We start from the raw sequence: 25,914 nt of genomic DNA on the forward strand, positions 1-25,914 counted from the left end.
TCCACGGCTTGCCGCCCTCCCGTCCTGCCCCTATCACTCTGCCGGGGCAACAGGAGGAGTTTCATGAAAAATGCGCCGATCTTCGTGCTGGGCCTTGCCCTGCTCATCTGGTCCTTCAACAGTTCCCTGATCGCCAGTGCGCCGGAAGGCGAAACCAGGCTGCTGGCGCATCGCGGTGCCCATCAGGCATTCGGCCATGAGCGTGTCGAGAACGACACCTGCACGGCGACGCTGATCGACCCACCGAGCCACGACTATCTGGAAAACACGATTGCCGGCATGCAGGCGGCTTTTGCGGCGGGCGCCGAGGTGGTCGAGATCGATGTGCACCTGACGCCGGACAAAAAATTCGCAGTCTTCCACGACTGGACGCTCGATTGCCGCACGGACGGAAAGGGCGTGACGGAGGAGACAGACAGCGCGACGCTGAAAGCGCTCGACATCGGCTATGGCTATACGGCGGACGGCGGCAAGAGCTATCCGTTCCGCGGCAAGGGCGTCGGCCAGATGCCGATGCTGGAGGAGGTCTTTGCCGCCAATCCGGCAGGCAAGCTGCTGATCAACTTCAAGAGCCGGCGGGCGGAGGAAGGCGAAGTGCTCGCCGCGCTGCTACAGGCCAATCCGGCGTGGCGGGACAAGGTTTTCGGCGTCTATGGCGGTGCGGAGCCGACGAACACGACACTCGCCGCCATTCCCGGCCTGAAGGGCTATACCGGCAAGTCAGCCATGTCCTGCCTCATGCGCTACCTGGGCACCGCCTGGATCGGCTACGTGCCGGAGGCCTGCCGCAACACCCTGGTTCCGGTGCCGAGCAACTACGCCTGGCTGCTCTGGGGCTGGCCGAACCGCTTCATGACGCGCATGAAGGATGCCGGCAGCGATGTCATCCTGGTGGGTCCCTATTCGGGCGGCGGAACGGTCGGCATAGACACGGTTGCGCAGGTCGAAAACCTGCCGGAGCAATTCCCCGGCTATGTCTGGACCAACCGCATTCTGGAGATCGGGCCGGCCGTCAAGGCGCGGCCCTGATCCGTCAGGACCTGGGGAATTCGAGGCCCATCTCGCGGAAGCGGGCCGGGTCGTCGCCCCAGTTCTCGCGCACCTTCACGAAAAGGAAGAGGTGCACGGTCTGTTCCAGGATTTCCGACAGTTCCTTGCGCGAGGCGGTGGAGATCGCCTTGATGGCGTCGCCATTCTTGCCGAGCGCGATCTTCTTCTGGCTGTCGCGCTCGACATAGATCACCTGCTCGATACGCACCGAGCCGTCCTTGCGCTCTTCCCACTTCTCCGTCTCGACATGCGAGGAATAGGGAAGCTCCTGATGCAGGCGCAGGAACAGCTTTTCGCGGGTGATTTCGGCGGCGAGCTGGCGCATCGGCAGGTCGGAAATCTGGTCTTCCGGATAATACCACGGCCCTTCCGGCAGCTCGGCGGCGAGGTAATCCATGACGTCTTCGCAGCCTGAGCCGGTGGTCGCCGAGATCATGAAGGTGCGCTCGAACTTGACAACCTCGTTGGCCGCGGCCGCAAGCTTCAGCAGGTCTTCCGGGTTCACCCGGTCGACCTTGTTCAGAGCGAGAATCTTCGGCTGGTGGACTTCCTTGAGGCCCTCAAGGATCGTCGTCGCGTCCCCCTTGAGGCCGCGCTCGCTGTCGATCAGAAACATGATGAAGTCGGCATCCTTGGCGCCGCCCCAGGCGGTCGTCACCATCGCGCGATCGAGCCGGCGGCGTGGCTTGAAGATGCCGGGCGTGTCCATGAACACGATCTGCGCGTTGTTGTGGATGGCGATGCCGCGCACGATGGCGCGCGTCGTCTGCACCTTGTGGCTGACGATCGACACTTTCGCGCCGACGAGGCGGTTGACGAGCGTCGACTTGCCGGCATTCGTCGCGCCGATGAGCGCCACGAAGCCGGAATGGGTCGGGCCAGCGTCGGTCGTGCTGCTTTCAGCGGGGTTTGCGTTTTCTTCGGTCATGATATCCGTCAATCCTGGGGCATTTCCGCGAAATGCTCCATCCGTTGTTTCTAGCAATTCTCGACTAGCAAAACCGCACCGCGCCTTTGCTGGAATTGCTCTAGGCGCTGCCCTTGGGCCAGACGCCTTCGCGTTCCAAAATCTTTGTCGCGGCCGCCTGTTCGGCGGCCCGTTTCGAGCGGTCGATGCCGGTTTCCGGCGCGACGCCCTTGATATCCACCGTCACGGTGAAGCGTGGGTCGTGATCCGGCCCAGCCCGCTCGTCCACGCGGTAATTCGGCGTCAGGCCGAAGCGGGCATGCGCCCATTCCTGCAATTCGGTCTTGGCGTCGCGCCGCGCGCCTTCCGCGCGCGCCGCCCTGCCCTGCCAGTTGCGCAGGATAAAACCCCGCGCGGCTTCCAGCCCGCCGTCGAGATAGATCGCGGCGATCAGCGACTCTACCACATCGGCCCGCACATTCAGCATGGCTTTTCCGGTGAGTTTCTTGACGTCAGCGCCGGTGCGAATGAAGCGATGCAGCTCAAGGTCATCCGCGACGGCAGCACAGCTTTCGGCGCTGACAAGCTGGTTCAGGCGAACCGAAAGCTCGCCCTCCTTCGCATCGCGAAACGTCCGAAACAGCATCTCGGCGATGCAGAGCCCGAGCACACGGTCGCCCAGGAATTCCAGCCGCTCATAATTGCTGCCCTTGCCCGGACGCGCGCTCGCATGCGTGATCGCGCGATCAAGCCGGTCCTTGTCGGTGAAGACGTAGCCGATCAGGTCCTCAAGAGCGTTGCGGTTGGTCGCGTTCAGCGGGATAGCGCCTTTCATTCAACGGCCTTGAAGAGGCGGTCCCACCGCAGGTTCGTCGGCCATTTCCAGATTTCGCTGAAGGACGTGTCGTTGCCGAGCGAGAAGAAGATCAGGCTGGCGCGGCCGATCAGGTTTTCCGCCGGGACGAAACCGACGTCGAAGCGGCTGTCTGCCGAGTTGTCGCGGTTGTCGCCCATCATGAAATAATGGCCTTCGGGCACGATGAATTCGCGCGTGTTGTCGCCGACGGTGCCCGGACGGGTGTCCAGCGTGTCATAGGTCACGCCGTTATCCATGGTTTCGCGGAACACCGGCACATCTTCGCCCGTATCGTACTGGTCATCGGCGCGGAAGAAGCCATTGTGCTCGCGCTTGACCGCCACGCCATTCACAAAAAGCTCGCTGTCGCGCACCTGGATGCGGTCGCCCGGCAGACCGACGAGACGCTTGATGTAGTCGATGTCCGGGTTCGGGGGGAAGCGGAAGACGACGATGTCGCCGCGCGTCGGCTCGCTCGCGAAAATGCGGCCGGAAAACAGGTTCGGCGAGAACGGCAGCGAGTACTTCGAATAGCCGTAGGAGAACTTGTTGACGAAGAGATAGTCGCCAACGAGCAGCGTCGGCATCATCGAGCCCGACGGAATGGTGAAGGGCTGAAAAAGCACGGTGCGGATCACCACGGCGAGCAGCAGCGCCTGAATGATGACCTTGACGTTTTCCCACAGGCCGCTCTGGGCCTTTTCAGTCTTCTCTGCCACGCCGGATCTGTCCTTATCTGCAAACATGGGGCCCTCTATAGAGGAAAGGTTGTCGGTTGGAAATCGTATCGGTCAAAAAGACGCGAAAGCCGGTTATCCGGGCGTTGCGACCGGCAATGCTTCGATGATCACGAAAGCTTGTGCCAGTGGAAAGTCGTCGGTGATGGTGATGTGGATGCGCGCCTCGTGGCCCGCGGGAAGCATTTGCGCCAGCCTCTCCAGCGCGCCGCCGGTCAAGCGCATGGTCGGCTTGCCGCCCGGCAGGTTGACGACGCCCATATCCTTCCAGAAAACGCCTTGCGCCAGCCCGGTACCAAGCGCCTTGGAACAGGCCTCCTTGGCGGCGAAGCGCTTGGCATAGGAGGCCGCACGGTTCTTGCGCCCGTCGGACTTCGCCCGTTCGATGTCGGTGAAGCAACGCTCCGTGAAGCGCGTGCCGAAACGCTCCAGCGACTTCTCCACCCGGCGGATGTCGATGAGGTCGCTGCCGATACCGATAATCATAGGGTGTTATCTCCACGGGAAAGGACGGGCGTGGACGCGGCAATCGTCGCGCGTTCCAGAAGCCGGGCATGACGGCGCGCCCGGAAGGAACGCACGACGAAACGTGTGGCGACATAGGCGAGAAACGCCGCCGAAACGCCGAGAATGCCGGCGCCCGCGAGCATCGGCTTCAACACCGGTTGCCAGAGTTCGGAAAGCTCAAGATGTTCCAGCCGATGGAAAAGCTCGCTCGCCGTGACGGCCTCTGCGGTTGAGATGCCGAGCAGCACCTCGCCCAGCCGAAAGGTCGCGAGCGCAATGAACGGAATGGTCAATGGATTGGCGATGGTCGTCGCAAGCGCTGCGGCGAGCAAGTTGCCCGCCATCAGGTAGGCAAGCGCAAGCGCCAGCAAGACGTGGAAGCCGATAAGCGGCGTGAAGGCGGAAAAGATGCCGGCCGCGACACCCGCCGCCACCGCATGCGGCGAGGCGGAAAGACGCAGGATTCGCTTGGTGAGGTAACGCGCCGGACGCGTCAACCCCTTGCGCGGCCAGAAGAATTCCCGCAACCGGTCGGCCCATGTGGCCTTTATTCGGCGTCTGAACAACATGATGCAGACATAGCCGATCCGTTAGTGGCATTTCAATGGCGCCCTCATGGCGCCAGCAGCGGCGGTCGCCGTGGCGCATTTGAGGTGCGCCACACGGATCCGTGGATTTTAGTAGGACTTGCGGAAGAGGCCGCGGTCGATCTGACGCTGGCGGTATTCCAGGTCGATCCGGTCGATGGCGCCATTGAGATAGGCCATTTCGCGGTCGTCGGCATTCGGTACGCGCAGGGCGCGGGCAAAGTTCTTGATCTGCTTCAACATTGGTAAACCTCTTACGGTTGACCTCCCGAGACAGAAGATAGGATCAACACCCCAAAGGCACCAGCGACACTATGCCAACACAGCTATGCGAACAGCGCATAACGCCTGGTTAAATCTTGGGCAAACCTGTCTTTTTAAAGGCAGGTTGCCACAATTTTGCATAGAAACTGTCATGTGAAGACCCGACTGATCGTCGAGACGCACTGAAGCTCCTTGAGCTGGCCCATCAACTGGTTCAACTGACGGAGATCCCAGACCTCGAGGTCGATATGCACCTCGGTGAAGTCCGTCGCCACGCGCGTCATCGACATGGAGCGGATGTTGACGTCGCTGGTGGCAATCGTCTGGGTGACTTCGGCGAGCGTGCCCGGCTCGTTCAGCGCGTTGATCACGATGCGCGCCATGAAGCGGGTGTTGTTCGCCTCGTCGAGATCCCAGCGAATGTCGATCCAGCGCTCCGGCTCGTCATCGAACTTTTGCAGCGCCGGCGACTGGATCGGGTAGATGGTGATACCCTTGTCCTTCTCCATGATGCCGACGATACGGTCTCCCGGCACGGCGCCGCCTGCGGAGAAATGTACCTCCGCATTGCCGGAAAGACCGCGAATCGGCAGCGCCTCGGGGCCGGTTTCCGATGCGGCCCCTTCGAGGGCCGCCTTTGTCTTGCCCGGCAGCTTGAACACCATGCCGGCAGCACTGCGCATGTTGAACCAGCCGTCGTCCGAGCTCGGCTTCACCGTGACGCGCTCGTCCTGATAATCCGGGAAGACGGCGCGCAGCACGTCGAGCGAGGAGAGTTCGCCGCGCCCGACCGAGGCGATCGCATCCTCGACCTCCTTCTGGCCGAGACGATGCAGCACGGGCTTCAGGCCATCGCGGGAGAAGGATTTTCCGGCGCGCTCGAAGGTGCGCTCCAGAATGCGGTAGCCGAGGCCGGCATATTGCTTGCGCACGGCAGCGCGTGTGGCGCGGCGGATGGCGGCGCGCGCCTTGCCGGTGACGACGATCTCTTCCCAGGCCGGCGGCGGCACCTGGATGCCCGAGCGGATGATCTCCACCTCGTCGCCGTTGCTGAGGCGGGTGACGAGCGGCATGATGCGGCCGTTGATCTTGGCGCCGACGCAGGTATCGCCGACATTGGTGTGCACGGCATAGGCAAAGTCGATCGGTGTCGCGCCGCGCGGCAGGGTGATCAGCTGGCCCTTCGGCGTGAAGGTGAAGACCTGATCCTGGAAAAGTTCGAGTTTCGTGTGCTCGAGGAATTCTTCCGGATTGTCGCCTTCGGCGAGCGCTTCGATCGTCCGTCGCAGCATGGCATAGGCATTGGAGCGCGGCGATCGGACGACCTCGCCGTTCGGCGTTTCCTTGTCCTTGTAGAGCGAATGGGCGGCGATGCCGTATTCGGCGATCTCGTGCATGCGCTTGGTGCGGATCTGCAACTCGATACGCTGGCGCGACGGTCCGACGATCGTCGTGTGGATCGACTGGTAGTCGTTCTGCTTCGGCGTCGAGATATAGTCCTTGAACCGGCCCGGCACAACGCGCCAGCGCGTGTGCACGATGCCGAGTGCCGCGTAGCAGCCGGGAATGTCGTCGACGAGGATGCGGAACGCATAGACGTCGGAGAGCTGCTCGAAGGAGAGCGACTTCGACTGCATCTTGCGGAAGACCGAATAGGCCGTCTTCTGGCGGCCCCTGACCAGCGCATCCTCGAGACCGTTGGTGACGAGCAGCTCGCGCAATTCCTCCTCGATCTTGCGGATCAGGCCCTCGTTGCGCTGGGAGAGTTCTTCCAGCTTGCGTGTGACGGTCTCGAAGGCTTCCGGATTGATATGGCGGAAGGAAAGGTTTTCCAGCTCCTCGCGCATATCCTGCATGCCCATGCGGCCAGCGAGCGGCGCATAGATGTCCATCGTCTCTTCCGAGATGCGGGCACGCTTTTCCGGTGTCATATGGTCCAGCGTGCGCATGTTGTGCAGCCGGTCGGCGAGCTTGACCAGCAGCACCCGCACATCGTCGGAAATGGCGAGCAGCAGCTTGCGCAGATTTTCCGCCTGCTTGGCCTTCTTGGACACAAGATCGAGCTTCTTGATCTTGGTGAGGCCTTCGACCAGCGCGCCGATATCCTCGCCGAACAGCTCATCGATCTCGGCGCGGGTCGCGCTGGTGTCCTCGATCGTATCGTGCAGCAGCGCCACCGCGATGGTCGATTCGTCGAGGCGCATGTCGGTGAGAATGGCGGCGACTTCGAGAGGATGCGAAATATAGGGGTCGCCGCTCGCCCGCTTCTGCTGACCATGCTTCTGCATCGCATAGACATAGGCCTTGTTCAGCAAGGCCTCATTGGCGTCCGGCTTGTATTTCTGAACCCGTTCGACGAGTTCATATTGACGCATCATCCTCGGTCGGCTCCCTTCCCCGCATCCGCGGGGGCAAACAAAAAGTGCGCCCCGATCCTATGAGGGGCGCACCGACATTCGCAATATCAAAGGTTTCGGTAAAGGGACCGAAATCAGTAATCGTCACTCTTTTCCGGCGGAACGAGACCTTCGATGCCCGCGAGCAACTCTTCTTCCGACATGCGGTCGAAGGTGATCGTTTCCGGCTGGTCCTCGTCTTCGTTGGACGCGGCCGTCGCCGAATCGGCATCAGCAACCAGGCTTGCCGGATCGGGCTCGGGCTCATCCACTTCAACATGCTTCTGCAGGGAGTGGATCAGGTCTTCCTTGAGGTCGTCGGGCGAAAGGGTTTCGTCAGCGATCTCACGCAGCGCCACGACAGGGTTCTTGTCGTTGTCGCGATCGATGGTGATGGCGGCGCCCTGCGAGATGAGGCGGGCGCGATGGCTTGCAAGAAGAACCAGCTCGAAGCGGTTGTCTACCTTGTCAATGCAATCTTCAACGGTGACACGGGCCATTGCCTGTCCTTTGTGATCGAGAATTTCAGGAGTTTGCATGCCCGATACAGGCATCGGGCGCAAAATTCAAGTTTTTCCTTGCCCGCGCCTCCGGCAATGGGTGTCGTAAGGCTGCCCATGTAATTTCCGGTTGAACACTGACGTTACGGGAGGTCAAAAACGAAAATATCCGACAAATACGTTAAGATGCGGGAACTATTCTTCATTTTGGCACATTCCGATTGAGCTGAAACGATGCCGGTGGGAAAAATCGCAGGCGCAACTTAAGTTTGCTTGGAAAGCACGCCGCACTGCCCTAAATGAAGATTATATGAAAAAGAGTTAATTCAACTGGATATTGCATCCGGAACGGATAACACTTTGACGAAAACCACCTATTTACCTCAACATCCATTTCAAGGATTGCCTGACATGTTCGATCCCCGCGAGAAAATCGCCCTCTTCATCGACGGTGCAAATCTCTATGCGGCTTCCAGAACACTCGGTTTCGATATCGACTACAGGAAACTCCTGAAGGCCTTCCAGAAGCGCGGTTATCTCCTGCGCGCCTACTACTATACCGCGCTCATCGAGGACCAGGAGTATTCGTCGATCCGCCCGCTGATCGACTGGCTGGATTACAACGGCTACAAGGTCGTCACCAAGCCCGCCAAGGAATTCACCGACTCGCTCGGCCGCCGCAAGATCAAGGGCAACATGGATATCGAGCTGGCCATCGACGCGATGGAGCAGTCCGAGACGGTCGACCACTTCGTCATCTTCTCCGGCGACGGCGACTTCACCTCGCTCGTCGAAGCGTTGCAGCGCAGAGGCCGCAAGGTCTCCGTCGTCTCGACCATGCAGACCCAGCCGCCGATGATCGCCGACGACCTCCGCCGCCAGGCCGACTATTTCATCGACCTCGGCACGCTCAAGGCTGAAATCGGCCGCGACCCGTCCGAACGCCCGCAACGGGCGGTAGACCCCGTGGAAACGGTCGCCGACTGAGACAAGCGCCTCGGAAGAGAACACAAACCCCGGCCTGAAACAGCCGGGGTCTTCTGCTTTTTTGCGCGCAAAAGCCTGAAAACCAGCGGTTTCAAGGCTTCGTTAAACATCGATTCAATTACCATTGCCCGGCATCAAGGTTCTTCAAGACTCGCCTGATATTCCCAATACCGTACAGTCATTTCGCATTGGAATATCAGAACGATGGTCGACGCAGTATCCTTCTCGGCAAACAGCTATCGGGCCGCATCAAACGTGCTCGATCTGCGCTCGACCACGCCCGAAACCCGGCCAGCCGTCGCGGCTCTTGCCGCGCTTGCCCTGCCGCAACCGGTCACCCGGGTTTCGACGCCGTCGGAAACGGCGGAAGACATCGGTGATCTGAGCTTCCTCTACGCGCCGAATGGCCTGCCCGGCGTCTCCACCCTGCCCGCCTACGCGGTCCCGCCTTCGCAGGCGGCGTCGAACGAACGCGTCACGGCCGAGCGCAACCCGACCGCACGCCTCGCCATCGAGAGCACCGACCTCAACAGCCTGATGTCGTCGTTCCTCACCCGGACCCCGAGCGCCAACCCCGCTCCGTCACCGGACGTGCCTGCCGAGACCAACAGCGCACAGGCAGCACGCACCGCCCAGCAGCAGTCGGTGATCGCACAGCTCTACAGCCAGTTCTAAAAGAGTAACGTCGAAGACGTGAATTAGCCGCGGTCGCGCAGAAGGCGGCCCTTCTGGCGGTTCCAGTCGCGCTCCTTCTCGGTCTCGCGCTTGTCGTGCAGCTTCTTGCCCTTGGCGAGCGCGAGCTCGATCTTGGCGCGCCCGACATCGTTGAAGTAGACTTTCAACGGCACGAGGGTCATGCCTTCCCGGTTGATGGCGATACGCAGGCGCTGGATCTCGCGCTTGGAAAGCAGAAGCTTGCGCCGCCGGCGGGTCTCGTGGTTGAAGCGATTCGCCTGGAGATATTCCGGCAGATAGGAATTGATCAGCCAGATCTCACCGCCTTCGTCCGAGGCGTAGGATTCCGCGATGTTCGCCTTGCCCTCGCGCAACGACTTGACCTCCGTGCCGGTCAGAACCAGACCGGCCTCGTAAGTATCCATGATCTCGTAGTTGAAGCGGGCCTTGCGGTTCTCCGCTACAACCTTCTTGATCGTCGCTGGGCGTGCTTTTGTTGCCATATCAGTTCAACAGACCGGCATGACGAAGGGCCGCGTCGATGGCTGCCTCCGTGCCAGGTTCCAACGTCGGCAGCAGCGGCGAGCGCACGAAGCGGCTCATGCCGCGGCTGCGGTTCAGCGCATATTTCGCACCGCACACCCCTGGCTCCAGGAAAATCGCCTTGTGCAACGGCATCAGCTTGTCCTGGTATTCCAGGGCTCCGGCATAGTCGCCGGCAAGCGTGGCATTCTGGAACTCCGCGCAAAGGCGCGGCGCGACGTTAGCCGTGACCGAAATGCAGCCCACGCCGCCATGGGCGTTGAAGCCGAGCGCGGTCGCGTCCTCGCCGGAGAGCTGGACGAAATCCTTGCCGCAGGCGATACGCTGTTCCGAGACACGCTCGATCTTGCCCGTCGCGTCCTTGACGCCCAGGATCGACGGATGCGCCTTGTGCAGCGCGCCCATCGTCTCCGGCGTCATGTCGACGACCGAGCGGCCGGGGATGTTGTAGATGACGATCGGCAGCTTCACGCTTCCGGCAATCGCCGCAAAATGGGCGAAAAGCCCCTTCTGCGTCGGCTTGTTGTAATAGGGCGTCACGACGAGGATAGCATCCGCGCCGGCCTTTTCGGCGTGCTGTGCGAGATCGATCGCTTCCTTCGTGTTGTTCGACCCGGCACCGGCGATCACCGGAACGCGGCCGGCAGAAACCTTGATGCAGAGCTCCACCACCCGTTTGTGCTCGTCATGCGACAGCGTCGGCGATTCGCCGGTGGTGCCGACCGGGACGAGGCCGTGGCTGCCTTCGCCGATCTGCCATTCGACATGCGCGGCAAACGCGTCCTCATCGACGGCGCCGGCATCGGTGAACGGGGTGACGAGAGCGGGAATGGATCCCTTGAACATCGAGAACTCCTGAGGCCACAGCCGCCCGGGGGCTTACATGCTTTGGCCGTATTCCGTGGTTAAAAACGCTGGCACAATAGTCGTGCGATTGTCATGCGGCAAGCGGCGTTACGGGCGTTTTTCATGCACAATCAAGGCGGAAGTAACGTTGGACACGCGAATATTCGCTTCGCATGATCCGTCGACAGAAATGCGTTTGCCTTCACGGCTTAGTGAGGGCCGCCATTAAGGTTTCGTTAAGGCAATAAAGGGTTAATGATTGTCAAAGATCAGGTGGAAAGTGACGGTCAGACGCGCCGCCTGCCAGGCATCCGGGACATGATATGATCTCGACGAACAGTTTCGCCCTTTGCGCCCTGCTGCTTGCCGGAATTGCCGGCCTCGCGTTGCGCTCCTCGCCCGTAGAGGCGGAAAACACCGGAATACCTGCGATAAAGCCGCTCGGCTTTGCCGCCGACATGCCGTCGAAGGACGTCATCACCAATGCCATTCCGCGGCTGGACACTGCGGAGCCGGTCAGTGCTGCGTTGCGCGACGGCCTCGATGCCCTTTCCAACCGGGATGCCGTCGCCGCCATGGCCGCACGCGACCGCTTGGCCTCCGACAGCCTCGACCGGCATATCCTGACCTGGGCGATTGCCGTCTCCGGCCAGCGTGGCGTGCCCTCCTGGGAAATCGCTGCCGCCCAGCGCGAGCTGAAGGGCTGGCCCGGCCTGAAGGCGCTGCGCGCCAATTCCGAACGGGCGCTGGCCCGGGAAAACCCGTCGGCCGGCGATGTGCTCGCCGCCTTCGGCACGACGCGCCCCGAAACGGCGGAAGGTGCTGTCGTGCTGTCCCGCGCGCTGGTGGCGACGGGTAATGCGGCACGCGCCGGCGAAATCCTGCGGTCCTTCTGGCAGAAGGAGACGCTCTCCAAGGACACCGAGAACAAGGTTCTCGATGAGTTCGGGACCCTGCTCACCGCCGCCGATCACAAGACCCGCATGGAAATGCTGCTCTATCGCGATCGGGCCGACCAGGCGCAGCGTTTCGGCGATCTCGGTAAGGCGCAATCGCTTTATCGTGCCTGGGCCGCCGTCATCCGCAAGAACAAGACGGCAGGCGAGCTGATCAAGGCTGTCGATGCGGGCTGGCAGAAGGACCCCGCCTATACGTTCCTGCGCATCCGCTACCTCCGCAACAAGGAAGAATACCGCGCCGCAGGCAAGCTCTTTTCCGCGATGCCCGAAGATCCGGCGCGCCTCGTCAATCCGGGCGCCTGGTGGAACGAGCAGCGTATCGTCAGCCGCGGCCTTGCCGATCTCGGCGACTATCGCGATGCCTACCGGGTGGCCGCCCGCCATGGCGCGGATGACCCGACGGATATTGTCGAGGCGGAATTCCATGCCGGCTGGTACGCCCTGCGCGACCTCGGCGATGCCAAGGCTGCGGCGAGCCATTTCCAGCGCATCCTGCAGACCTCCGATCGTCCGCTCTCCGTGTCCCGCGCCTGGTACTGGCTCGGCCGCGCGGCGGAAAAGGGCGGCCCGGGAAATGCGAAGGAATATTTCACCAAGGCCGCCAACTATCCGGGCACGTTCTACGGACAACTCGCCGGAGCCCGGCTTGGCCACAAGGCGCTCAACGTTTCCTATCCCACGCCGTCGGCGGAAGAGCGCGCACGCTTTCAGCAGCGCGAGGCCGTCAAGGCAATTGCTCGCCTGCAGGCTGCCGGCCACGGCTGGCGTGCCGAAAGCCTGTACCGCGCACTTGCCGGTGAGTTGCTGAACCCCGGCGAACTTGCCCTTCTTGCCGCGCAGGCGGAAAAGGGAGCCAATCACCAGCTCTCACTGCAGGTCGGCAAGATCGCCTTCGGGCGCGGCATCGACGTCGCGGCCCTCGCCTTCCCCATCGGTGTCATTCCCGATGGCGCCAATGTTGCCGGCTCCGGCAAGGCGCTCGCCTATGCCATCGCGCGCCAGGAAAGCGCCTTCAACCCCGCCGCCGTCTCGCCCGCCAACGCGCAGGGCCTGCTCCAATTGATGCCGGGCACCGCACAGGGTGTGGCGAAACGCTACGGCCTTGCCTATTCCAAGGAACGCCTGACGACCGACGCCGCCTATAACGCGACGCTCGGCGCGCATTATCTCGCCGAGCAGATCAGCGATTTCGGTGGCTCCTACGTCCTGACCTTCATCGCCTACAACGCCGGCCCGCGCCGCGTGCCGCAATGGATCGCCCGCTACGGCGACCCACGCGGCAAGCCTATCGACGAGGTCGTCGACTGGATCGAGCGCATCCCCTTCTCCGAGACGCGCGGCTACGTGCAGCGCGTCATGGAAAACTACCAGGTCTACAAGACCCGGCTCGGCCAGACGGCGGATATCGTGCACGACCTCAGCGTCGGGCGCTGAGAGCGCTCGGAGCCCGAATCTCGTTCATACGGCGCCCGCGCTCATGCGCCTTGTCCTGGCGTTACCGTCTGTCTACGCTGTCCGCCACGTCATAGGCAGCGCACGACAGGGATCAAACCATGGATGTATTTGAAAGCCGCTTCTTCACCGCAGAAGACGGATTGAGGCTTCACGCCCGTATCTACTCTACCAGCGAGAGGCTGGATGCTGCCAAGGACGACCTCCCCGTCATCTGCCTGCCCGGTCTCAGTCGCAATGTGCGCGACTTCCACCAGTTTGCACTGCTCGTCGCGCAGGATTCCACTGCACCCCGCCGCGTTATCGCACTCGACTATCGCGGCCGCGGGCTATCGGATTACGATCCGAACCCGGGAAACTACAATATCGGCATAGAGTGCCGCGACGTCATTACCGTCTGCACGGCGCTCGGCATCTCCCGCGCCATCTTCGTGGGCACCTCGCGGGGCGGGCTCATCCTGCACATCATGGCCGCATTGAAGCCGGACCTGATCGCCGGTGCCGTCCTCAACGATATCGGCCCGGAAATCGAGGCCGAAGGTTTGCGGGAAATTCGTGACTATCTTTCCAGGCGATCATCACCGGCCGACATCGAGGAAGCGGCAGAGGGGCTGGCGCGCATCCACGGCCCTGCCTTCGCCGCCCTCTCCCGTGCGGATTGGCTCGAAATGGCCGAAGCGCTCTACGCTGAAGAGGACGGAGGGCTTGTCACGGACTATGATCCAAAACTGACGGATCAGCTGCAGGCAATCGATTTCTCGAAACCGATGGCGACCCTATGGCCGCAGTTCGAGCTGCTGGCAAAAGTGCCGTTGCTCGTGGTGCGCGGTGACCGTTCGCGCCTGCTTTCCCAGGCGACTCTCGCCCGCATGGCAGCACATTCCCCACGCGTCAAAGCCGTGAATGCAACGGGACAGGGCCACGCACCACTCTTGCATCATCCGGATATCTTTTCGCCTGTCCGGGACTTTCTGGCAGACCTCGGCCGATGAACGCAGACGAAAGGCGATGCCCACACAGCGCGGTTTGACATTCCTCTCACTCAAACGAAAAAGACCCGGCTCGAAAGCCGGGTCTCCCATCACTGACAGAAGTCAGATCAGATTAGAACGAGCGCTGAAGACGGACGAAGCCGTTCCAGTTGCCGTCTGCATCGTCAGCATCGTCGTACTGAACGCTGACCTTGGTGGTCAGGTCCTTGACGATTTCGTAGTCGAGCGTAACGCCAGCGCGCCATGCGTCACGATCGCTGAAGTCCGAACCCTTCCAGTCAACGCCGTCGAGGCTGAGACCGGTGCCGCCGAGGCTACCGAAGTACTGAACGCCGGGGGTGATGGAGAGCTTTTCGTTGATCTGTGCCTTATACGAAGCAGCAACCGACCACTCGGAGAGAGCCCAGTAACGGTTCGTACCGGAAGCCCAGACACCGAATGCCTGCAGCTGGCCCGGGCCGAGATCAGCCGAGATCAAGCCGCGGAGAGCAACTTCTTCAGCGTCGAAATCGTAGGAAGCGAGGAAGTCAGCGGAAACGGCACCGAAGGCACCCGAGACCTGAGCCGAAACGCCCCAGTCGTCAGACCACTTCGAGAACGAAGTGCCCGGTACGTCCTTGTTGGTGTCGTTGAAGTTTTCGATCGCAGCCGAAGCCGAGAACGCACCAGCTTCATACGTATAGGAAACGGCATTGTAGATCGCCGAGAAACCGGAGTCGTTGATGTCGGTTTCGCCGTTGATGCCCTTATCCCAGAAGCCGTAGAAGTAACCAGCCTTGAAACCGCCGAGGCCGATCCACGCGCCATCAAGCTTCGTCTGACCATCATTGGAGTCAGCCTGAAGGTCGATGTGACCGGTCAGCGTGCCGAGCTCGGTGTCGCTCTTGGCGTCGAGCGAGATGTAACCACGGCTGTTATAGTTGTAGCCGTCGGTGTCATCGTTGATGACGTCCTGCTCGAAGTTCATCTGGAAACGAACGTAGCCGCTGATCTGCAGGCAGGTTTCGGTACCCGGAATGTAGAAGTAACCCGTGCCGAATGCGTCGCAAACGCGAACGTATTCCATGGGCTCCGGCTCAGCAGCGACGATAGCGTCGGCAGCCTGGGCGCCGGATACTGCTGCGAGAGCTGCAGCGGAGCCGATAAGAAGGCTCTTAATGTTCATTTCTGACCTCCAGTCAAAAAGTTTCAAACGGGTCTGGGTTTTTTGCTGAAGGACAGCGTTCCCTGCCCCATACCCAAGTTCAGGAAGCGGACGATCAACCGCCCCTTCTTCCGAGGTTGAAAATACAAGACGCGGTTCCGTAAGCAATCTCCAAACTGAAAGGAGGCGGGATTTGTGTCAGCCTTCGCCCCGCGCTGTTGCGCAAAGGACACAAAATGGCGAAACGGATCGCTAAAAGTTTATGGATCATTAACAAAATGCCTTATGAAGCGGGCACTTAGCGACCATGCCCCGACTGGCGAAGACGTCATAACCGCGGCAGGAAGTGGGCAAACCCCGCGCTACAAGGTGGCGGCCCGACCGTTTTGGCGCGCTCGCCCCTGTCTATCGTCGTCCGAAAGCCAGGGGAAACCGAGAATCGGAAGGTGCGACTCGGCGAAGCGATTCGAGCTGAGTCGCTGGGCGGAGGACTAAGATGACCCTAGCTACCCGACGTCGAAGGATATGATCCGCGGGACGCCACAACAGCCGGTCACGGTGCCGCTTCCGGCACGTCGCCCCAGAAACTTTAAAGGCCCCGCACAAAGCGAGGCCTTCTGAAGAAAGGGCAAGCGCCTCGGATCGATACCCTTGCACTACAAAATGAAGTCGGAGGCTTTTAGATCGATCATACCGTCAAGTCGGATTGAAAAGTCGATGCCAGCGTCACCGTTCAGATCGCCGTAGAGGAAGGTATCGCCGCCCTTTTTCAAATAGCGAAGCTCTCCAGCCTTCTCGCTGAACTCTTTCGTTCCGACAAAAGTGAAGGCCTGATTGCCAGCAATCGTCGAACGCGCGTCGATTTCGAACAGGTCGATCTTGTCTTTCTCGGTTCGCGAGAAATCGTAGATCGAGTCACGGGAGATCACCAGGCTATCCTTATAGGACTTCAGGACAAACATGTCCGCGCCGCTACCGCCATAGAGTTTGTCGGCTCCCAGTCCGCCGATCAGCTTGTCATTGCCCCCGCCGCCTTTGAGCGTGTCGTTGCCGGCGGCGCCGGACAGTGTATTGCGACCGGAATTTCCGGCGATGACATTGTTGAGCGCGTTGCCCGTACCGTTCAAATCACTCGCCGTCTTCAGCACGAGATTTTCGACATTCGCGACCAGGGCATAGCTTATCAGAGCGTTGACGATATCTGTGCCTTCGTTTGCCTTTTCCGTGACGACATCCCGCGCGTCCTCGACAACGAACGTGTCGTTGCCAAGCCCTCCGAACATGCGGTCGGCGCCCGCCCGCCCGTCGAGAACGTTTGCGGCGCTGGTTCCCACCAACGTGTTGTTAAGGGCGTTGCCAGTGCCATTGAGCGCCTTTGACCCCGTCAGGGTCAGGACGTCGACATTATTCGAAAGCGTGTAGGAAACGGAACTAAAAACCCGATCGTATCCTTCGCCGGCATATTCCCAGACGACATCGCGAACATTATCGACATGGTAGGCATCGTCCCCTTCCTCGCCAAGCAGGATATCCCGCCCGGCACCACCATCGAGATCGTCGTTGCCACGTCCGCCGATGATTGTGTCGTCCCCATTGTAACCGAACAGGGAATCGCCAAGCCCCTCCCCCACAATCCTGTCGTCGCCGTTGAAAATAAGCGCGGCGATCTGCCCGGCGGTCAAGGACCCATCGAAATTGATCAAATCGAGACCAAATCCCGATATTCTGTAGGAACCAAGCTCCTCATCGTCGTAAAACGTCCGCCATTGATAGTCGAATTGCGTGACGATTCCGGTGAAAGATGTCAGTTCAAATGTGTCAGGATCAACAATATACTCGAATTCACCCGTGAAAGTATATTCATACTCCTCATATACACTCCACATTTCCGCATAATATAGTTCGTCTGCCGTCGTCGTCCCTGGTTCTAATTGAGTCTCCGCCTTCCACATTTCGAGAAAATCGAGACCAACACCCTTTGTTCCACCGGATCCGTAAAAAACAGCCATACCCCCATCCCTCATATATTGTCGATCTTCATGTTGCATGCCGTTTACACGAAAACCAATTCAAACCAAGGCGGAATACCGCATACAGAACAAAACCTCACCCCCCAACTGGAGTATACTCGTTGCGGCGATTTCTTTTTGCTTTTCCTGGGCTGAGACCCTACCAATCAACCCCTACGCATTGCACCGTGGCAGTGGCGCGTTTGCGATATAACGCGATCGCGCAACACCGAAGCGACGCAAGCACAGTAAGAATGAAGCCTGGCGGATATTACGAGAAGGTTCGATGCAATGCTGGGACGTTGGGCCGGTTGATATGCGCGGCACACAAAAAGCCCCGCACACAGCGGGGCCTTGATTGAACCAAAAGCGATGGCGGTCGTTCATCACAGGATGAAATCGGAACTCTTCAGATCGAACACGCCCTTGAGGCGGATTGAGAAATCGATACCGGCATCACCGTCGAGGTCGCCATAGATAAAGGTCTCACCGGCCTTGTTGAAATAACGCAGTTCGCCACCCTTGTCGCTGAACGCTTTCGTGCCAATGAAGGTGAAGGCCTGGTTGCCTGTCGCCGTTGTACGCGCGTCGATGATGGACAGATCGATTTTGTCCTGCTGCGATTGAGAGAAGTCATAGATCGTGTCCCGCGACGCCAGCACGCTGTCCCTGAAGGATTGCAGGATGAAAGTGTCCGCTCCGACGCCGCCATAGAGCTTGTCGGCGCCCCGACCGCCGGTCAGCGTGTCATTGCCCTGATCGCCATGGAGCGTATCGTTGTCCTTCCCGCCGATCAGCGTGTCGTTGCCCCCATTGCCATAGAGCGTATCGTTGCCATCCCCCGCGTTGAGAAGGTTCGCGTCATCATTGCCGCGGATATTGTTGGCAAGCGCATTGCCCACGCCAAACAGGTTCCCGTGGCCTCGAAGCACAAGATTTTCGACATGAGAATCGAGCGTATAGTTTATCGAGGCGATGACGAGGTCGGTGCCTGCATTGCTTGATTCATATACAGAATCACCGTCGCTCTGGACGAAGTAGGTATCGTCACCGAGCCCCCCATACATGGCATCATCACCATCCATCCCGTTGAGAATGTTTGCTGCGTCGTTTCCAAAGAGAGTATTGGATCCTGCGTTACCGGTGCCGTTGATTGCCCCAGCCCCAGTCAGACGCAGGTCGTCAACGTTCCCTGGCAAAGTGTAGGAAATTGAGCTGAAGACCAGATCATCGCCCTCGCCCGCAAACTCCCGTACGATATCGCGCGCGTTGTCGACATAGTAGACATCATCGCCTTGGTTGCCCGTCATGATGTCGCGGCCGGATCCTCCGTTGAGAATATCGCGACCAGTGCCGCCAATGATCGTATCGTTGCCACCGTAACCGTAAAGCACATTTGTATAGGGAGCGTCGAAGCCGACATCGGGGCGTGCCACGCCTTCGATTTTGTCGTCTCCGGCAAAAATGAGCATGGAGAGCTGCACTGCAGTTAACGAACCGTCGAATTTACTGATGTCCAGGCTGAAGTCGGAGATTCTGGACGACGCCTCCTCGAAGCCGTTGAGCGTCTCTTCCCAATGATAGTCGAACTGCGTGACCGTTCCGGTCAACGACGTGAGTTCCTGCGTAACGGGGTCCACACTATACTCAAAGGATCCGGTTAGTGTGTACTCATCAATCCTGCTGCCAGAATGTGCGGTTTCATAATGGATTTCATTCGTGACCGTTGTGCCCGGCTCCCATTCGGCGGCGGCCTTCCATATGGTGAGAAAATTGAGCGCCGTGCTTCTCGTATCACCTGAACCAAAAAAAACAGCCATATTCCTACATCCTCCGTGCAAGACCGGAATGCTCTCATGACGTTTACAGGGCCGTCAACTCAATTTCAGGCTAGAGAGTTTCCCCTTTTCTTGAATCGGCAGGATTCTGGATAGGATTATTTTTTGCGATCCAGTATCTGGCTGTAAGGAGCCGGCATCGGATGATCCATGCCTCCTCTGGAGCTTTTCGCAGGCGCGCCTTTTCGTAATGCAGACATCGCCTCGCATCTGTCGTGACATGTTTGAAAGGGAGCGTCATTTTGAGGACCTGGCGGATCCCTTTATGTTCCAAGGCAACAGCCTGCAACCCCTTAACAATCGGGTGTTCGGTATTTTCAGCATCGCTGAACGGAACTGGCGGAGAAGAAGGGATTCGAACCCTCGATACCCTTCCGGGTATACTCCCTTAGCAGGGGAGCGCCTTCGACCACTCGGCCACCTCTCCGCTCGCCGCCCTGATACGGGCAAAGCCCTCAGTGATCAAGAGCTTTTTGGAGAAAAGGCTGAAAAGCGCTTTCAATATATACAGGTATGTATGGTGGGGAGCCGTAAAGGCTCCTGAGATCGATCAACAGCGGCGTGATTGGCGCACCGGACGACGTGCTTCACGGTCGATATGCCCCCTGCCCGCAAAATTCCCCCGTTCCGCCTCGAAATCGCCGCCCGCAGCGACTCTGTTCAACAACTGTTCAGCTTGTCGGCGATAGATATCGTGCAACAGGTCGTTGATGCGGAAAGGAAACGGAAATGGTTGTGGTTGTTAAAGGCACGAACGGTGACGATCTCATCGTACAGAATTCCCGGGGCCCGATGGATGTCTTCGCCTATGGCGGCGACGACGAAATCGTGTTGAACCGCGTCGATAGCCGCGGTGGTGACAATTATGTCGAGGCCGGCAGCGGCAACGATATCGTTCGCAACAGCTTCGAGGGCAGCAACGATATCTATCTCGGTTCAGGCAACGACATCTACATCCATAGCGGCGCAGCGAAGGCCGCAGGCGAGTATGACGTCGTCAGCGGTGGCGATGGCAATGACGTGTTCAAGGTGAAGACCTATCAGAGTGTCTATAATGGCGACGCCGGGAACGACACCTTCTACTCCGTCGGCTTCAAGAACACCTTCAACGGCGGCTCCGGCACCGACACGATCAACTATTCGCTGCAGGATTCGAGCAGCGAAAAGGGTCGCGGCATCTATGTCGATCTCGACGAAGGCTACGCCAAGGCCGTTACGGGTCGCCTGGAGAAGCTGACGAGCATCGAGAACGTCGTCGGCACTGCTTATGCCGACACGCTGATCGGTACCGCGGGCAATAATATCCTCAAGGGCGGCAGCGGCAACGACCAGCTCGAAGGGCTTGCCGGCAACGACCGGCTTTATGGCGGCAACGGCGTGGACATAATCTACGGCGACGATGGCAATGACGACCTCTATGGCGAGGCCGGCAACGACCGTCTGTACGGCGGCAACGGCAATGACGATCTCGTCGGCGGCTCCGGCAACGACCTCCTCGTTGGGGGTGCGGGCAACGATTTCCTCGTCGGCGGCACCGGCGCTGACACGTTCCGCTTCACGAAAACATCCGACAGCCGCGTGGGTTCGCTGCGCGACGTCATCGACGACTTCAACCCGGACAGCCAGGGCGATGTCATCGACCTGCGCGACATCGACGCCAATACCGGTCGCAGCGGCAACCAGGCCTTCGAATTCATCGGCAAGGCTTCGTTCTCCGGCACGGCAGGCGAATTGCGCTACTCCGGCACGGTCATCTCGGGCGACATCAATGGCGACGGCCGCGCGGATTTCGAGATCAATGCCGGGCTGACGAAGTACTACGTGGACGACTTCCTGCTCTGATCCGAAACAGGCACGCAGACAGGCAAACGCCGGGGCTTCTTGCTCCGGCGTTTGCTTTTGTGCTCACCCGCGAATCAGACGTGCAAGCTCGTTCGCAAGCTGTTCGGCATCTGTATTTGAGAGCTTTTCGCCAAGATGGCGTTCAATGGAGGCGCCGTAGACCGTCCATATGCGCTGCTGCATCGCGCGACCCGCCTCTGTGACGAGAACCCAGCGGCCACGGCCGTCTTGCGGTAAAATTTCGCGGCGGACGAGGCCTGCCGCTTCCATCCGGTCGAGAAGCCGGGAGAGGTTGTGTTGCGCAAGCAATGTGTGCGCCTCGATTTCGAAGGGCCGCAACCTCCCCTTTTCCGCGCGCACCAGTTCCCAAAGCACGTCGTACCAGCCGAGCGGCGGCAGATCCGCGGCTTTCAGATCCTGCTCGATGGCGGCCAGGAGAACGCGCTGCGTGCGCATGAGCGCGATCCAGAGCCGTGTCGTGGCGGCGGAGGGCGTGGGGGTCTGGTCGGGTGACGAGTCGGACATAGATGCAATTACATTCATCTTGACGGCAAAGGCAAGGGTGCATATATGCAATTGCATTCATCTCGAACCGGAGACACGCCATGCCCCACCCCGGTTCCCCGACTGGCGCTACGCTCACCCTGGTCAGTCATCATCTCTGCCCCTATGTCCAGCGCGCTGCCATAGCACTTGCCGAAAAAGGCGTGGCCTTTGAACGCCGCACCATCGACCTTGCCGCAAAGCCCGACTGGTTTCTCGCCATGTCGCCGCTCGGCAAGGTGCCGCTCCTCATCATCCGGTGGGAAGATGGCAGCGAAGCGGTGCTGTTCGAAAGTGCGGTCATCTGCGAATATCTGGAAGATACGCAGACGGGCAGACCGCTTCATCCGGCCGATCCGCTTCTGCGGGCGCAGCATCGCGGCTGGATGGAGTTCGGTTCCTCGATCCTGTCGGATCTCTGGGGCTTCGAGACCGCCAGCGACGCCGAAACCTACGCGACGAAACGCCAGGCTCTCACCGAAAAATTCAGGCGGGTCGAAGCCGCCCTCGGCAACGGTCCCTTCTTCGCCGGCGAAGATTTCAGCCTCGTCGATGCCGTTTTCGCCCCGATCTTCCGCTATTTCGACGTCTTCGACACGGTGACACCCACGGGCGTTTTTGACGGGCTTGAAAAAGTTTCCGCCTGGCGTGCTGCCCTGATGCAACGCCCGAGTGTGCGCACGGCAGTGGCGGAGGACTACCCGGAACGATTGAAGGTCTTTCTAAAGGATCACGACGCCTGGCTGCTCAAATTGGCCGCCTGACCGAACCCCAAAGAAAAGCCGCTGGAAACGACCCGTTTCCAGCGGCTTTTTGTTTCAGGACCCAGCCGGATGGCTCAGGTGCGGGCGGCGAGGCGGTCGATGGCGTTCTGCGTCGAGGCGCCGAAATCACCGTCGATCGGGCCATTATAATACCCACGATCCTTGAGGATCTGCTGGAACTCCTTGCGGAACTGCGGCGTGAAATTCGCCGCCGATCCCTTGAGTTCCTGCAGCTTGCCCTGGTCGCCGCCCTCCACGCTGGCGGCGGCCCAACGGGCAGCCTCCTTGGCGTTGGCGCGCGTGCCGAGGCCCTGGTCGTAGAGGCGGGAGAGATTGCCCATGGCGTAGGTGTTGCCACCGTTCGCTGCCTTCTCGTACCAGTCGCGGGCCTCGTTGTAGTCCTGCTTCACGCCGTTGCCGACGTCGTAGAGCCAGCCGATGGAGGCCATCGAGTAGTAGTCGTTCTGGGCGGCAGCCTTTTCGTACCAGTTGCGCGCTTCGACATAATCGACCGCCACGCCCAGACCGGACTGGTAGGCATAACCGACCGAAGACATGGCGTTGATGTCGCCGCCTTCCGCGCCCTTCTTGTACCAGTCGAGCGAGGCTGCATAGTCGCGTGTCGTGCCGAGGCCTTCACGGTAGAACCAGCCCATCGTCGCCTGTGCATTGGCATAACCCTGTTCGGCCGCCTTGCGGTACCACTTGATCGCCTCGTCATAGTCCTTGCGCGTGCCGTTATAGCCTTCGCGATAGAGCCAGCCGAGGGAGGCCTGGGCATAGGGGTTGCCGGCATTCGAGGCCTGCTCGAACATGCGGGTGCCCTTGGCCATGTCGACCGCGCCGTCGGTACCGTAGATCGAGTACCAGGCGAGGTTGGTCAGCGCGTAGAGGTTCCCCTCGTCGGCAGCCTTCTGGTAGTGCTCTCGCGCCTTCGAAAAATTCTTCGCGGCGTCATGAGCACGGCCGACCATGTTGCGGATCGAGTTGTCCGACGGATTGGCATTGAGTGCCGCTTCGCAGACGGAGATCGCGCGGCCATAGTCGATCTGCGCGAAGAGCTTGCCGAGGAAGCCCGGGCGCAGGTTCGGTTCGCCGGCAAGTTCGTAGCACTGGTCGGTGTCCGACCCGCTCAACGTCAGCGTCGACTGGTCGGTCGTGGTGGTTGTCGTCGTGCTCGACAGCGAGCTGCTGTCGTTGCGGCCGGCGGCGAGCTTGTCGATCGCGGCCAGCGTGGCGGCACCGAATTCGCCATCCGACGAACCACTGTAATAGCCGCGCTCCTTGAGAAGGTTCTGCAGCTCCTTGCGGAAAGCGACCGTGAAGTTGGCCGGGGTTTCCTTGAGTTCCTTCAGCTTGGCGGGATCGCCGCTTTCGACGCTGGCCGCTGCCCAGCGGACAGCCTCCTTTGCGTCTGCCGGTGTGCCGAGGCCCTGGTCGTAGAGACGAGACAGGTTGCCCATGGCGTAAGCGCTGCCGGAATTGGCGGCCTTCTCATACCAGTAACGGGCTTCGACATAGTCCTGCTTCACGCCGTTGCCGACGTCATAGAGCCAGGCGAGCGAGGCCATCGAGTAGGAATCGCCGATATTGGCGGCCTTCTCGTACCAGACCTTGGCTTCGGCATAGTTCTGCGCCGTGCCGAGGCCGTTCTGGTAAGCCCAGCCGAGCGAGGACATGGCGTTGGCGTCGCCGGCGTCCGCAGCCTTGCGGTACCAGGTGAGCGACTGGACGTAATCCTGCGAAACGCCGAGGCCTTCGCGGTAGAACCAGCCCATCGTCGCCATGGCATTGGCATAGCCCTGGTTGGCCGACTGCTGATACCATTTTACCGCTTCGTTATAGTCCTGGCGCGTGCCGCCATAGCCTTCGCGGTAGAGCCAGCCGAGCGAAGCCTGGCCATAGGAATTGCCGGCGGTCGAAGCCCTCTCGAGCATCGAGAGGCCCTTCGGCACGTCGACCGGACCATCCGTGCCGTAGATCGAGAACCAGGCAAGGTTGGTGAGCGCGTACATGTTGCCGAGCTCGATCGCCTTTTCGTAGTTGCGACGGGCTTCGACATAGTTGCGGTCGGCGTCCTGTGCACGGCCGAGAAGGTTCACCAGCATGCCGTCGGACGGATTTTCGTTGACGGCCTGCGCACAGGCGGAAAGCGCCCGCTTGGCATCGATCTTCAGGAAGTTGACGCCCAGGAAGCCGGGCAGCGACTGCGGTTCGCCGGCCAGCAGGAAACAATCCCGCGAGGCGGCCGTTTCCTTGGAGGCAAGATCGACACTGAGACCCTTCTTCGGTTCGAGTGCTGCGATCAACTGTTCGGCGCTGCTGCGATGCTGGCTATCCGGGTAGCGCTCGATGAAGCGCTGCAAGGCAGCCGCATCGGTCGATTCCTTCAAGGCATCCCACGCGATTGCCGCCGCATCCTGCCCATCGTTCTGGGTCGCCTCCTGGAGGCTGGCGAGCTTCTTTTCCGCCAGCATCTTGTAGACCGGATCCTTGCCGTGCTTCGAAATGAAGGCATTGATCAGGTCTTCATCGGCGAGGTCGCGGATGTTCTGCCAGTCGGCCGCCGCTTCGGACTGGCCGTTCGGCGAGACCTCCTGCGTGTTGCCGCTGTTGGAAATATTGATGTTCACTTCCTTGATGTTCAGGAAGATCTGCGCACCGCCGAGCGAACCGTAGACGAAGGGCTCCTGCTCGCGATTGGTGGCTTCCACCACTTCGTCGCGCACCTTGCCGAGCGCGATACGCACGTCGAGACCGGGCTCGGTCAGGTATTTGGAAAGCGCGGTTGCGAACGGGCTGTTCTTGCCCTCGCCGTCGAGCGCCACGGTACCGGCCTTCGAAGCGAAGGCGATCAGCGTGTCGGCCGATTCGGGCTCCACACGCGCAAGACCGCGCGTCACGGCACGGGTGCCGATCGACCGGGTCATCGACTGCGAAAACGGATTGTTGCGGCAAGCGTCGAGAATGAAGAGTTTCAGCTTCTTGGCGCCTTCCAGCGAACGCTGGACGCGATCGATGGCCACGCTCTCGTCCTCGACGTCGCGGTCGCTCTTCAGCGCCGCATCGACGGGAATGAGGTAGTTGACCCCATCCATCTCCATCGCGTGGCCGGAATAGTAGACCACCGCCATGTCCGCGTCAGCGGATTCGTCCTCGAATTCGCGCAACGCCTTCACCATGGCGGAGCGGTCGAGATCCAGGACCGTCTTGACGGAATCGAAACCAGCGGCCTCGAACGAGGCGCGCATAAGCTCCACATCGTTCGCAGGATTGTTGAGCTGGGCCGTCTCTTCGTATTTCTGATTGCCTATCAGCAGTGCAACACGCTTCGCCTCTGCGGCGTTCGCATTGAACACGATGACAGCAATCGAGACGAAGAGGACCGGCGCCCAGCGTCTCTGCATTTGCTTGAACATGCCCATCCCTCCGGCATTATTGCCGAGAGTATTACGTATGGCCCGTGCTGTTTCAATGAGGAGGCGACCGGATTTTTTTGGCCCGGTCGCTGGAAAC

General features: G+C 60.3%; 22 protein-coding genes and 1 tRNA gene. 7 read left to right on the forward strand and 16 right to left on the reverse strand.

Annotated features, from left to right (window positions below; all coding sequences use genetic code 11):
- Positions 1-63 precede the first annotated feature (63 nt).
- Entirely contained in the window at positions 64-1,029 is a 966-nt protein-coding gene (locus AC1RT2_RS17480) for a glycerophosphodiester phosphodiesterase family protein (protein WP_493103852.1), read from the forward strand.
- A 4-nt stretch (positions 1,030-1,033) separates the two neighbouring features.
- On the opposite strand, the gene era is transcribed toward AC1RT2_RS17480, so the two are convergent.
- The 8 genes from era to rpoZ form a co-directional block, all read right to left on the reverse strand.
- Positions 1,034-1,978, reverse strand: coding sequence for a GTPase Era (gene era, locus AC1RT2_RS17485; protein WP_069061454.1), 945 nt, complete (start codon positions 1,976-1,978; stop codon positions 1,034-1,036).
- A 100-nt stretch (positions 1,979-2,078) separates the two neighbouring features.
- The gene (gene rnc, locus AC1RT2_RS17490) at positions 2,079-2,792 is read right to left on the reverse strand and encodes a ribonuclease III (RefSeq protein WP_493103855.1); all 714 of its coding nucleotides are present in this window, start codon (positions 2,790-2,792) and stop codon (positions 2,079-2,081) included.
- The gene (gene lepB, locus AC1RT2_RS17495) at positions 2,789-3,532 is read right to left on the reverse strand and encodes a signal peptidase I (protein ID WP_069061455.1); all 744 of its coding nucleotides are present in this window, start codon (positions 3,530-3,532) and stop codon (positions 2,789-2,791) included. The genes rnc and lepB overlap by 4 nt, the downstream gene beginning before the upstream one ends.
- Positions 3,533-3,625: 93 nt before the next feature.
- A complete protein-coding gene (gene acpS, locus AC1RT2_RS17500; protein WP_069059329.1) occupies positions 3,626-4,036 on the reverse strand; it encodes a holo-ACP synthase in 411 nt (136 codons plus the stop codon).
- Positions 4,033-4,626 (reverse strand): DUF2062 domain-containing protein, encoded by a 594-nt coding sequence (locus AC1RT2_RS17505; RefSeq protein ID WP_493103858.1) that lies wholly within the window; start codon positions 4,624-4,626, stop codon positions 4,033-4,035. Before AC1RT2_RS17505 ends, acpS begins: the two co-directional genes overlap by 4 nt.
- Positions 4,627-4,734: 108 nt before the next feature.
- On the reverse strand, positions 4,735-4,887 hold the full coding sequence (locus AC1RT2_RS17510) for a DUF3563 family protein (RefSeq protein ID WP_069059331.1): 153 nt from the start codon (positions 4,885-4,887) through the stop codon (positions 4,735-4,737).
- Between the two features lie 170 nt (positions 4,888-5,057).
- The gene (locus AC1RT2_RS17515; RefSeq protein ID WP_069059332.1) at positions 5,058-7,286 is read right to left on the reverse strand and encodes a RelA/SpoT family protein; all 2,229 of its coding nucleotides are present in this window, start codon (positions 7,284-7,286) and stop codon (positions 5,058-5,060) included.
- A 113-nt stretch (positions 7,287-7,399) separates the two neighbouring features.
- Positions 7,400-7,804: a DNA-directed RNA polymerase subunit omega gene (rpoZ, locus tag AC1RT2_RS17520; RefSeq protein WP_069059333.1), complete on the reverse strand. Its 405-nt coding sequence runs from the start codon at positions 7,802-7,804 to the stop codon at positions 7,400-7,402.
- A 411-nt stretch (positions 7,805-8,215) separates the two neighbouring features.
- Between rpoZ and AC1RT2_RS17525 the strand changes: the two genes are divergently transcribed.
- The gene (locus AC1RT2_RS17525; protein ID WP_069059334.1) at positions 8,216-8,791 is read left to right on the forward strand and encodes a LabA-like NYN domain-containing protein; all 576 of its coding nucleotides are present in this window, start codon (positions 8,216-8,218) and stop codon (positions 8,789-8,791) included.
- A gap of 204 nt (positions 8,792-8,995) precedes the next feature.
- Entirely contained in the window at positions 8,996-9,466 is a 471-nt protein-coding gene (locus AC1RT2_RS17530; protein ID WP_493103863.1) for a hypothetical protein, read from the forward strand.
- 23 nt (positions 9,467-9,489) lie between these two features.
- Here AC1RT2_RS17530 and smpB read toward each other — a convergent pair whose 3' ends face one another.
- Both smpB and dapA read right to left on the reverse strand, forming a co-directional pair.
- Positions 9,490-9,969 carry an SsrA-binding protein SmpB gene (gene smpB / locus AC1RT2_RS17535; protein WP_069059336.1) on the reverse strand — a complete coding sequence of 160 codons (480 nt, stop codon included), beginning with the start codon at positions 9,967-9,969 and terminating at the stop codon, positions 9,490-9,492.
- Between the two features lies 1 nt (position 9,970).
- Complete coding sequence (gene dapA, locus AC1RT2_RS17540) at positions 9,971-10,855, reverse strand: 4-hydroxy-tetrahydrodipicolinate synthase (RefSeq protein ID WP_069059337.1); 885 nt, start codon at positions 10,853-10,855, stop codon at positions 9,971-9,973.
- Between the two features lie 323 nt (positions 10,856-11,178).
- Between dapA and AC1RT2_RS17545 the strand changes: the two genes are divergently transcribed.
- Both AC1RT2_RS17545 and AC1RT2_RS17550 read left to right on the forward strand, forming a co-directional pair.
- Positions 11,179-13,248 (forward strand): lytic transglycosylase domain-containing protein, encoded by a 2,070-nt coding sequence (locus tag AC1RT2_RS17545; protein WP_493103866.1) that lies wholly within the window; start codon positions 11,179-11,181, stop codon positions 13,246-13,248.
- A gap of 119 nt (positions 13,249-13,367) precedes the next feature.
- Entirely contained in the window at positions 13,368-14,258 is an 891-nt protein-coding gene (locus AC1RT2_RS17550) for an alpha/beta fold hydrolase (protein WP_493103867.1), read from the forward strand.
- Positions 14,259-14,370: 112 nt separating this feature from the next.
- Here the strand turns inward: AC1RT2_RS17550 and AC1RT2_RS17555 are convergent, their stop codons facing one another.
- The 4 genes from AC1RT2_RS17555 to AC1RT2_RS17570 all read right to left on the reverse strand — a co-directional run bounded on the left by AC1RT2_RS17555 (position 14,371) and on the right by AC1RT2_RS17570 (position 19,676).
- Positions 14,371-15,423: a porin gene (locus tag AC1RT2_RS17555; RefSeq protein WP_493103868.1), complete on the reverse strand. Its 1,053-nt coding sequence runs from the start codon at positions 15,421-15,423 to the stop codon at positions 14,371-14,373.
- Between the two features lie 635 nt (positions 15,424-16,058).
- Positions 16,059-17,411, reverse strand: a complete 1,353-nt coding sequence (locus AC1RT2_RS17560; protein WP_493103870.1) for a calcium-binding protein — start codon at positions 17,409-17,411, stop codon at positions 16,059-16,061.
- Positions 17,412-17,797: 386 nt separating this feature from the next.
- On the reverse strand, positions 17,798-19,231 hold the full coding sequence (locus tag AC1RT2_RS17565; RefSeq protein ID WP_493103871.1) for a calcium-binding protein: 1,434 nt from the start codon (positions 19,229-19,231) through the stop codon (positions 17,798-17,800).
- A 355-nt stretch (positions 19,232-19,586) separates the two neighbouring features.
- A tRNA-Ser gene (locus tag AC1RT2_RS17570) sits at positions 19,587-19,676 on the reverse strand.
- A gap of 302 nt (positions 19,677-19,978) precedes the next feature.
- Here AC1RT2_RS17570 and AC1RT2_RS17575 point away from each other — a divergent pair.
- Positions 19,979-21,091, forward strand: a complete 1,113-nt coding sequence (locus tag AC1RT2_RS17575; RefSeq protein ID WP_493103872.1) for a calcium-binding protein — start codon at positions 19,979-19,981, stop codon at positions 21,089-21,091.
- A gap of 63 nt (positions 21,092-21,154) precedes the next feature.
- Here the strand turns inward: AC1RT2_RS17575 and AC1RT2_RS17580 are convergent, their stop codons facing one another.
- Entirely contained in the window at positions 21,155-21,673 is a 519-nt protein-coding gene (locus AC1RT2_RS17580) for a MarR family winged helix-turn-helix transcriptional regulator (protein ID WP_493103874.1), read from the reverse strand.
- Between the two features lie 23 nt (positions 21,674-21,696).
- Between AC1RT2_RS17580 and AC1RT2_RS17585 the strand changes: the two genes are divergently transcribed.
- Entirely contained in the window at positions 21,697-22,398 is a 702-nt protein-coding gene (locus AC1RT2_RS17585; protein WP_493103875.1) for a glutathione S-transferase family protein, read from the forward strand.
- Positions 22,399-22,472: 74 nt separating this feature from the next.
- Here the strand turns inward: AC1RT2_RS17585 and AC1RT2_RS17590 are convergent, their stop codons facing one another.
- The gene (locus AC1RT2_RS17590) at positions 22,473-25,817 is read right to left on the reverse strand and encodes a caspase family protein (protein ID WP_493103876.1); all 3,345 of its coding nucleotides are present in this window, start codon (positions 25,815-25,817) and stop codon (positions 22,473-22,475) included.
- Positions 25,818-25,914: the final 97 nt, after the last annotated feature.

This window comes from Shinella sp. GW821-FHT11G07 (assembly GCF_058808115.1).

Coding starts and splice junctions, on each gene's coding strand:
- AC1RT2_RS17525 (WP_069059334.1), top strand. CDS start 8,216: ATGTTCGATCCCCGCGAGAAAATCGCCCTCTTCATCGACGGTGCAAAT.
- AC1RT2_RS17575 (WP_493103872.1), top strand. CDS start 19,979: ATGGTTGTGGTTGTTAAAGGCACGAACGGTGACGATCTCATCGTACAG.
- rnc (WP_493103855.1), bottom strand. CDS start 2,792: ATGAAAGGCGCTATCCCGCTGAACGCGACCAACCGCAACGCTCTTGAG.
- dapA (WP_069059337.1), bottom strand. CDS start 10,855: ATGTTCAAGGGATCCATTCCCGCTCTCGTCACCCCGTTCACCGATGCC.
- AC1RT2_RS17515 (WP_069059332.1), bottom strand. CDS start 7,286: ATGATGCGTCAATATGAACTCGTCGAACGGGTTCAGAAATACAAGCCG.
- AC1RT2_RS17565 (WP_493103871.1), bottom strand. CDS start 19,231: ATGGCTGTTTTTTTTGGTTCAGGTGATACGAGAAGCACGGCGCTCAAT.
- AC1RT2_RS17480 (WP_493103852.1), top strand. CDS start 64: ATGAAAAATGCGCCGATCTTCGTGCTGGGCCTTGCCCTGCTCATCTGG.
- AC1RT2_RS17545 (WP_493103866.1), top strand. CDS start 11,179: ATGATCTCGACGAACAGTTTCGCCCTTTGCGCCCTGCTGCTTGCCGGA.
- AC1RT2_RS17555 (WP_493103868.1), bottom strand. CDS start 15,423: ATGAACATTAAGAGCCTTCTTATCGGCTCCGCTGCAGCTCTCGCAGCA.
- era (WP_069061454.1), bottom strand. CDS start 1,978: ATGACCGAAGAAAACGCAAACCCCGCTGAAAGCAGCACGACCGACGCT.
- AC1RT2_RS17550 (WP_493103867.1), top strand. CDS start 13,368: ATGGATGTATTTGAAAGCCGCTTCTTCACCGCAGAAGACGGATTGAGG.
- AC1RT2_RS17560 (WP_493103870.1), bottom strand. CDS start 17,411: ATGGCTGTTTTTTACGGATCCGGTGGAACAAAGGGTGTTGGTCTCGAT.
- AC1RT2_RS17590 (WP_493103876.1), bottom strand. CDS start 25,817: ATGTTCAAGCAAATGCAGAGACGCTGGGCGCCGGTCCTCTTCGTCTCG.
- acpS (WP_069059329.1), bottom strand. CDS start 4,036: ATGATTATCGGTATCGGCAGCGACCTCATCGACATCCGCCGGGTGGAG.
- AC1RT2_RS17505 (WP_493103858.1), bottom strand. CDS start 4,626: ATGTTGTTCAGACGCCGAATAAAGGCCACATGGGCCGACCGGTTGCGG.
- AC1RT2_RS17580 (WP_493103874.1), bottom strand. CDS start 21,673: ATGCAATTGCATATATGCACCCTTGCCTTTGCCGTCAAGATGAATGTA.
- smpB (WP_069059336.1), bottom strand. CDS start 9,969: ATGGCAACAAAAGCACGCCCAGCGACGATCAAGAAGGTTGTAGCGGAG.
- rpoZ (WP_069059333.1), bottom strand. CDS start 7,804: ATGGCCCGTGTCACCGTTGAAGATTGCATTGACAAGGTAGACAACCGC.
- AC1RT2_RS17585 (WP_493103875.1), top strand. CDS start 21,697: ATGCCCCACCCCGGTTCCCCGACTGGCGCTACGCTCACCCTGGTCAGT.
- AC1RT2_RS17530 (WP_493103863.1), top strand. CDS start 8,996: ATGGTCGACGCAGTATCCTTCTCGGCAAACAGCTATCGGGCCGCATCA.
- AC1RT2_RS17510 (WP_069059331.1), bottom strand. CDS start 4,887: ATGTTGAAGCAGATCAAGAACTTTGCCCGCGCCCTGCGCGTACCGAAT.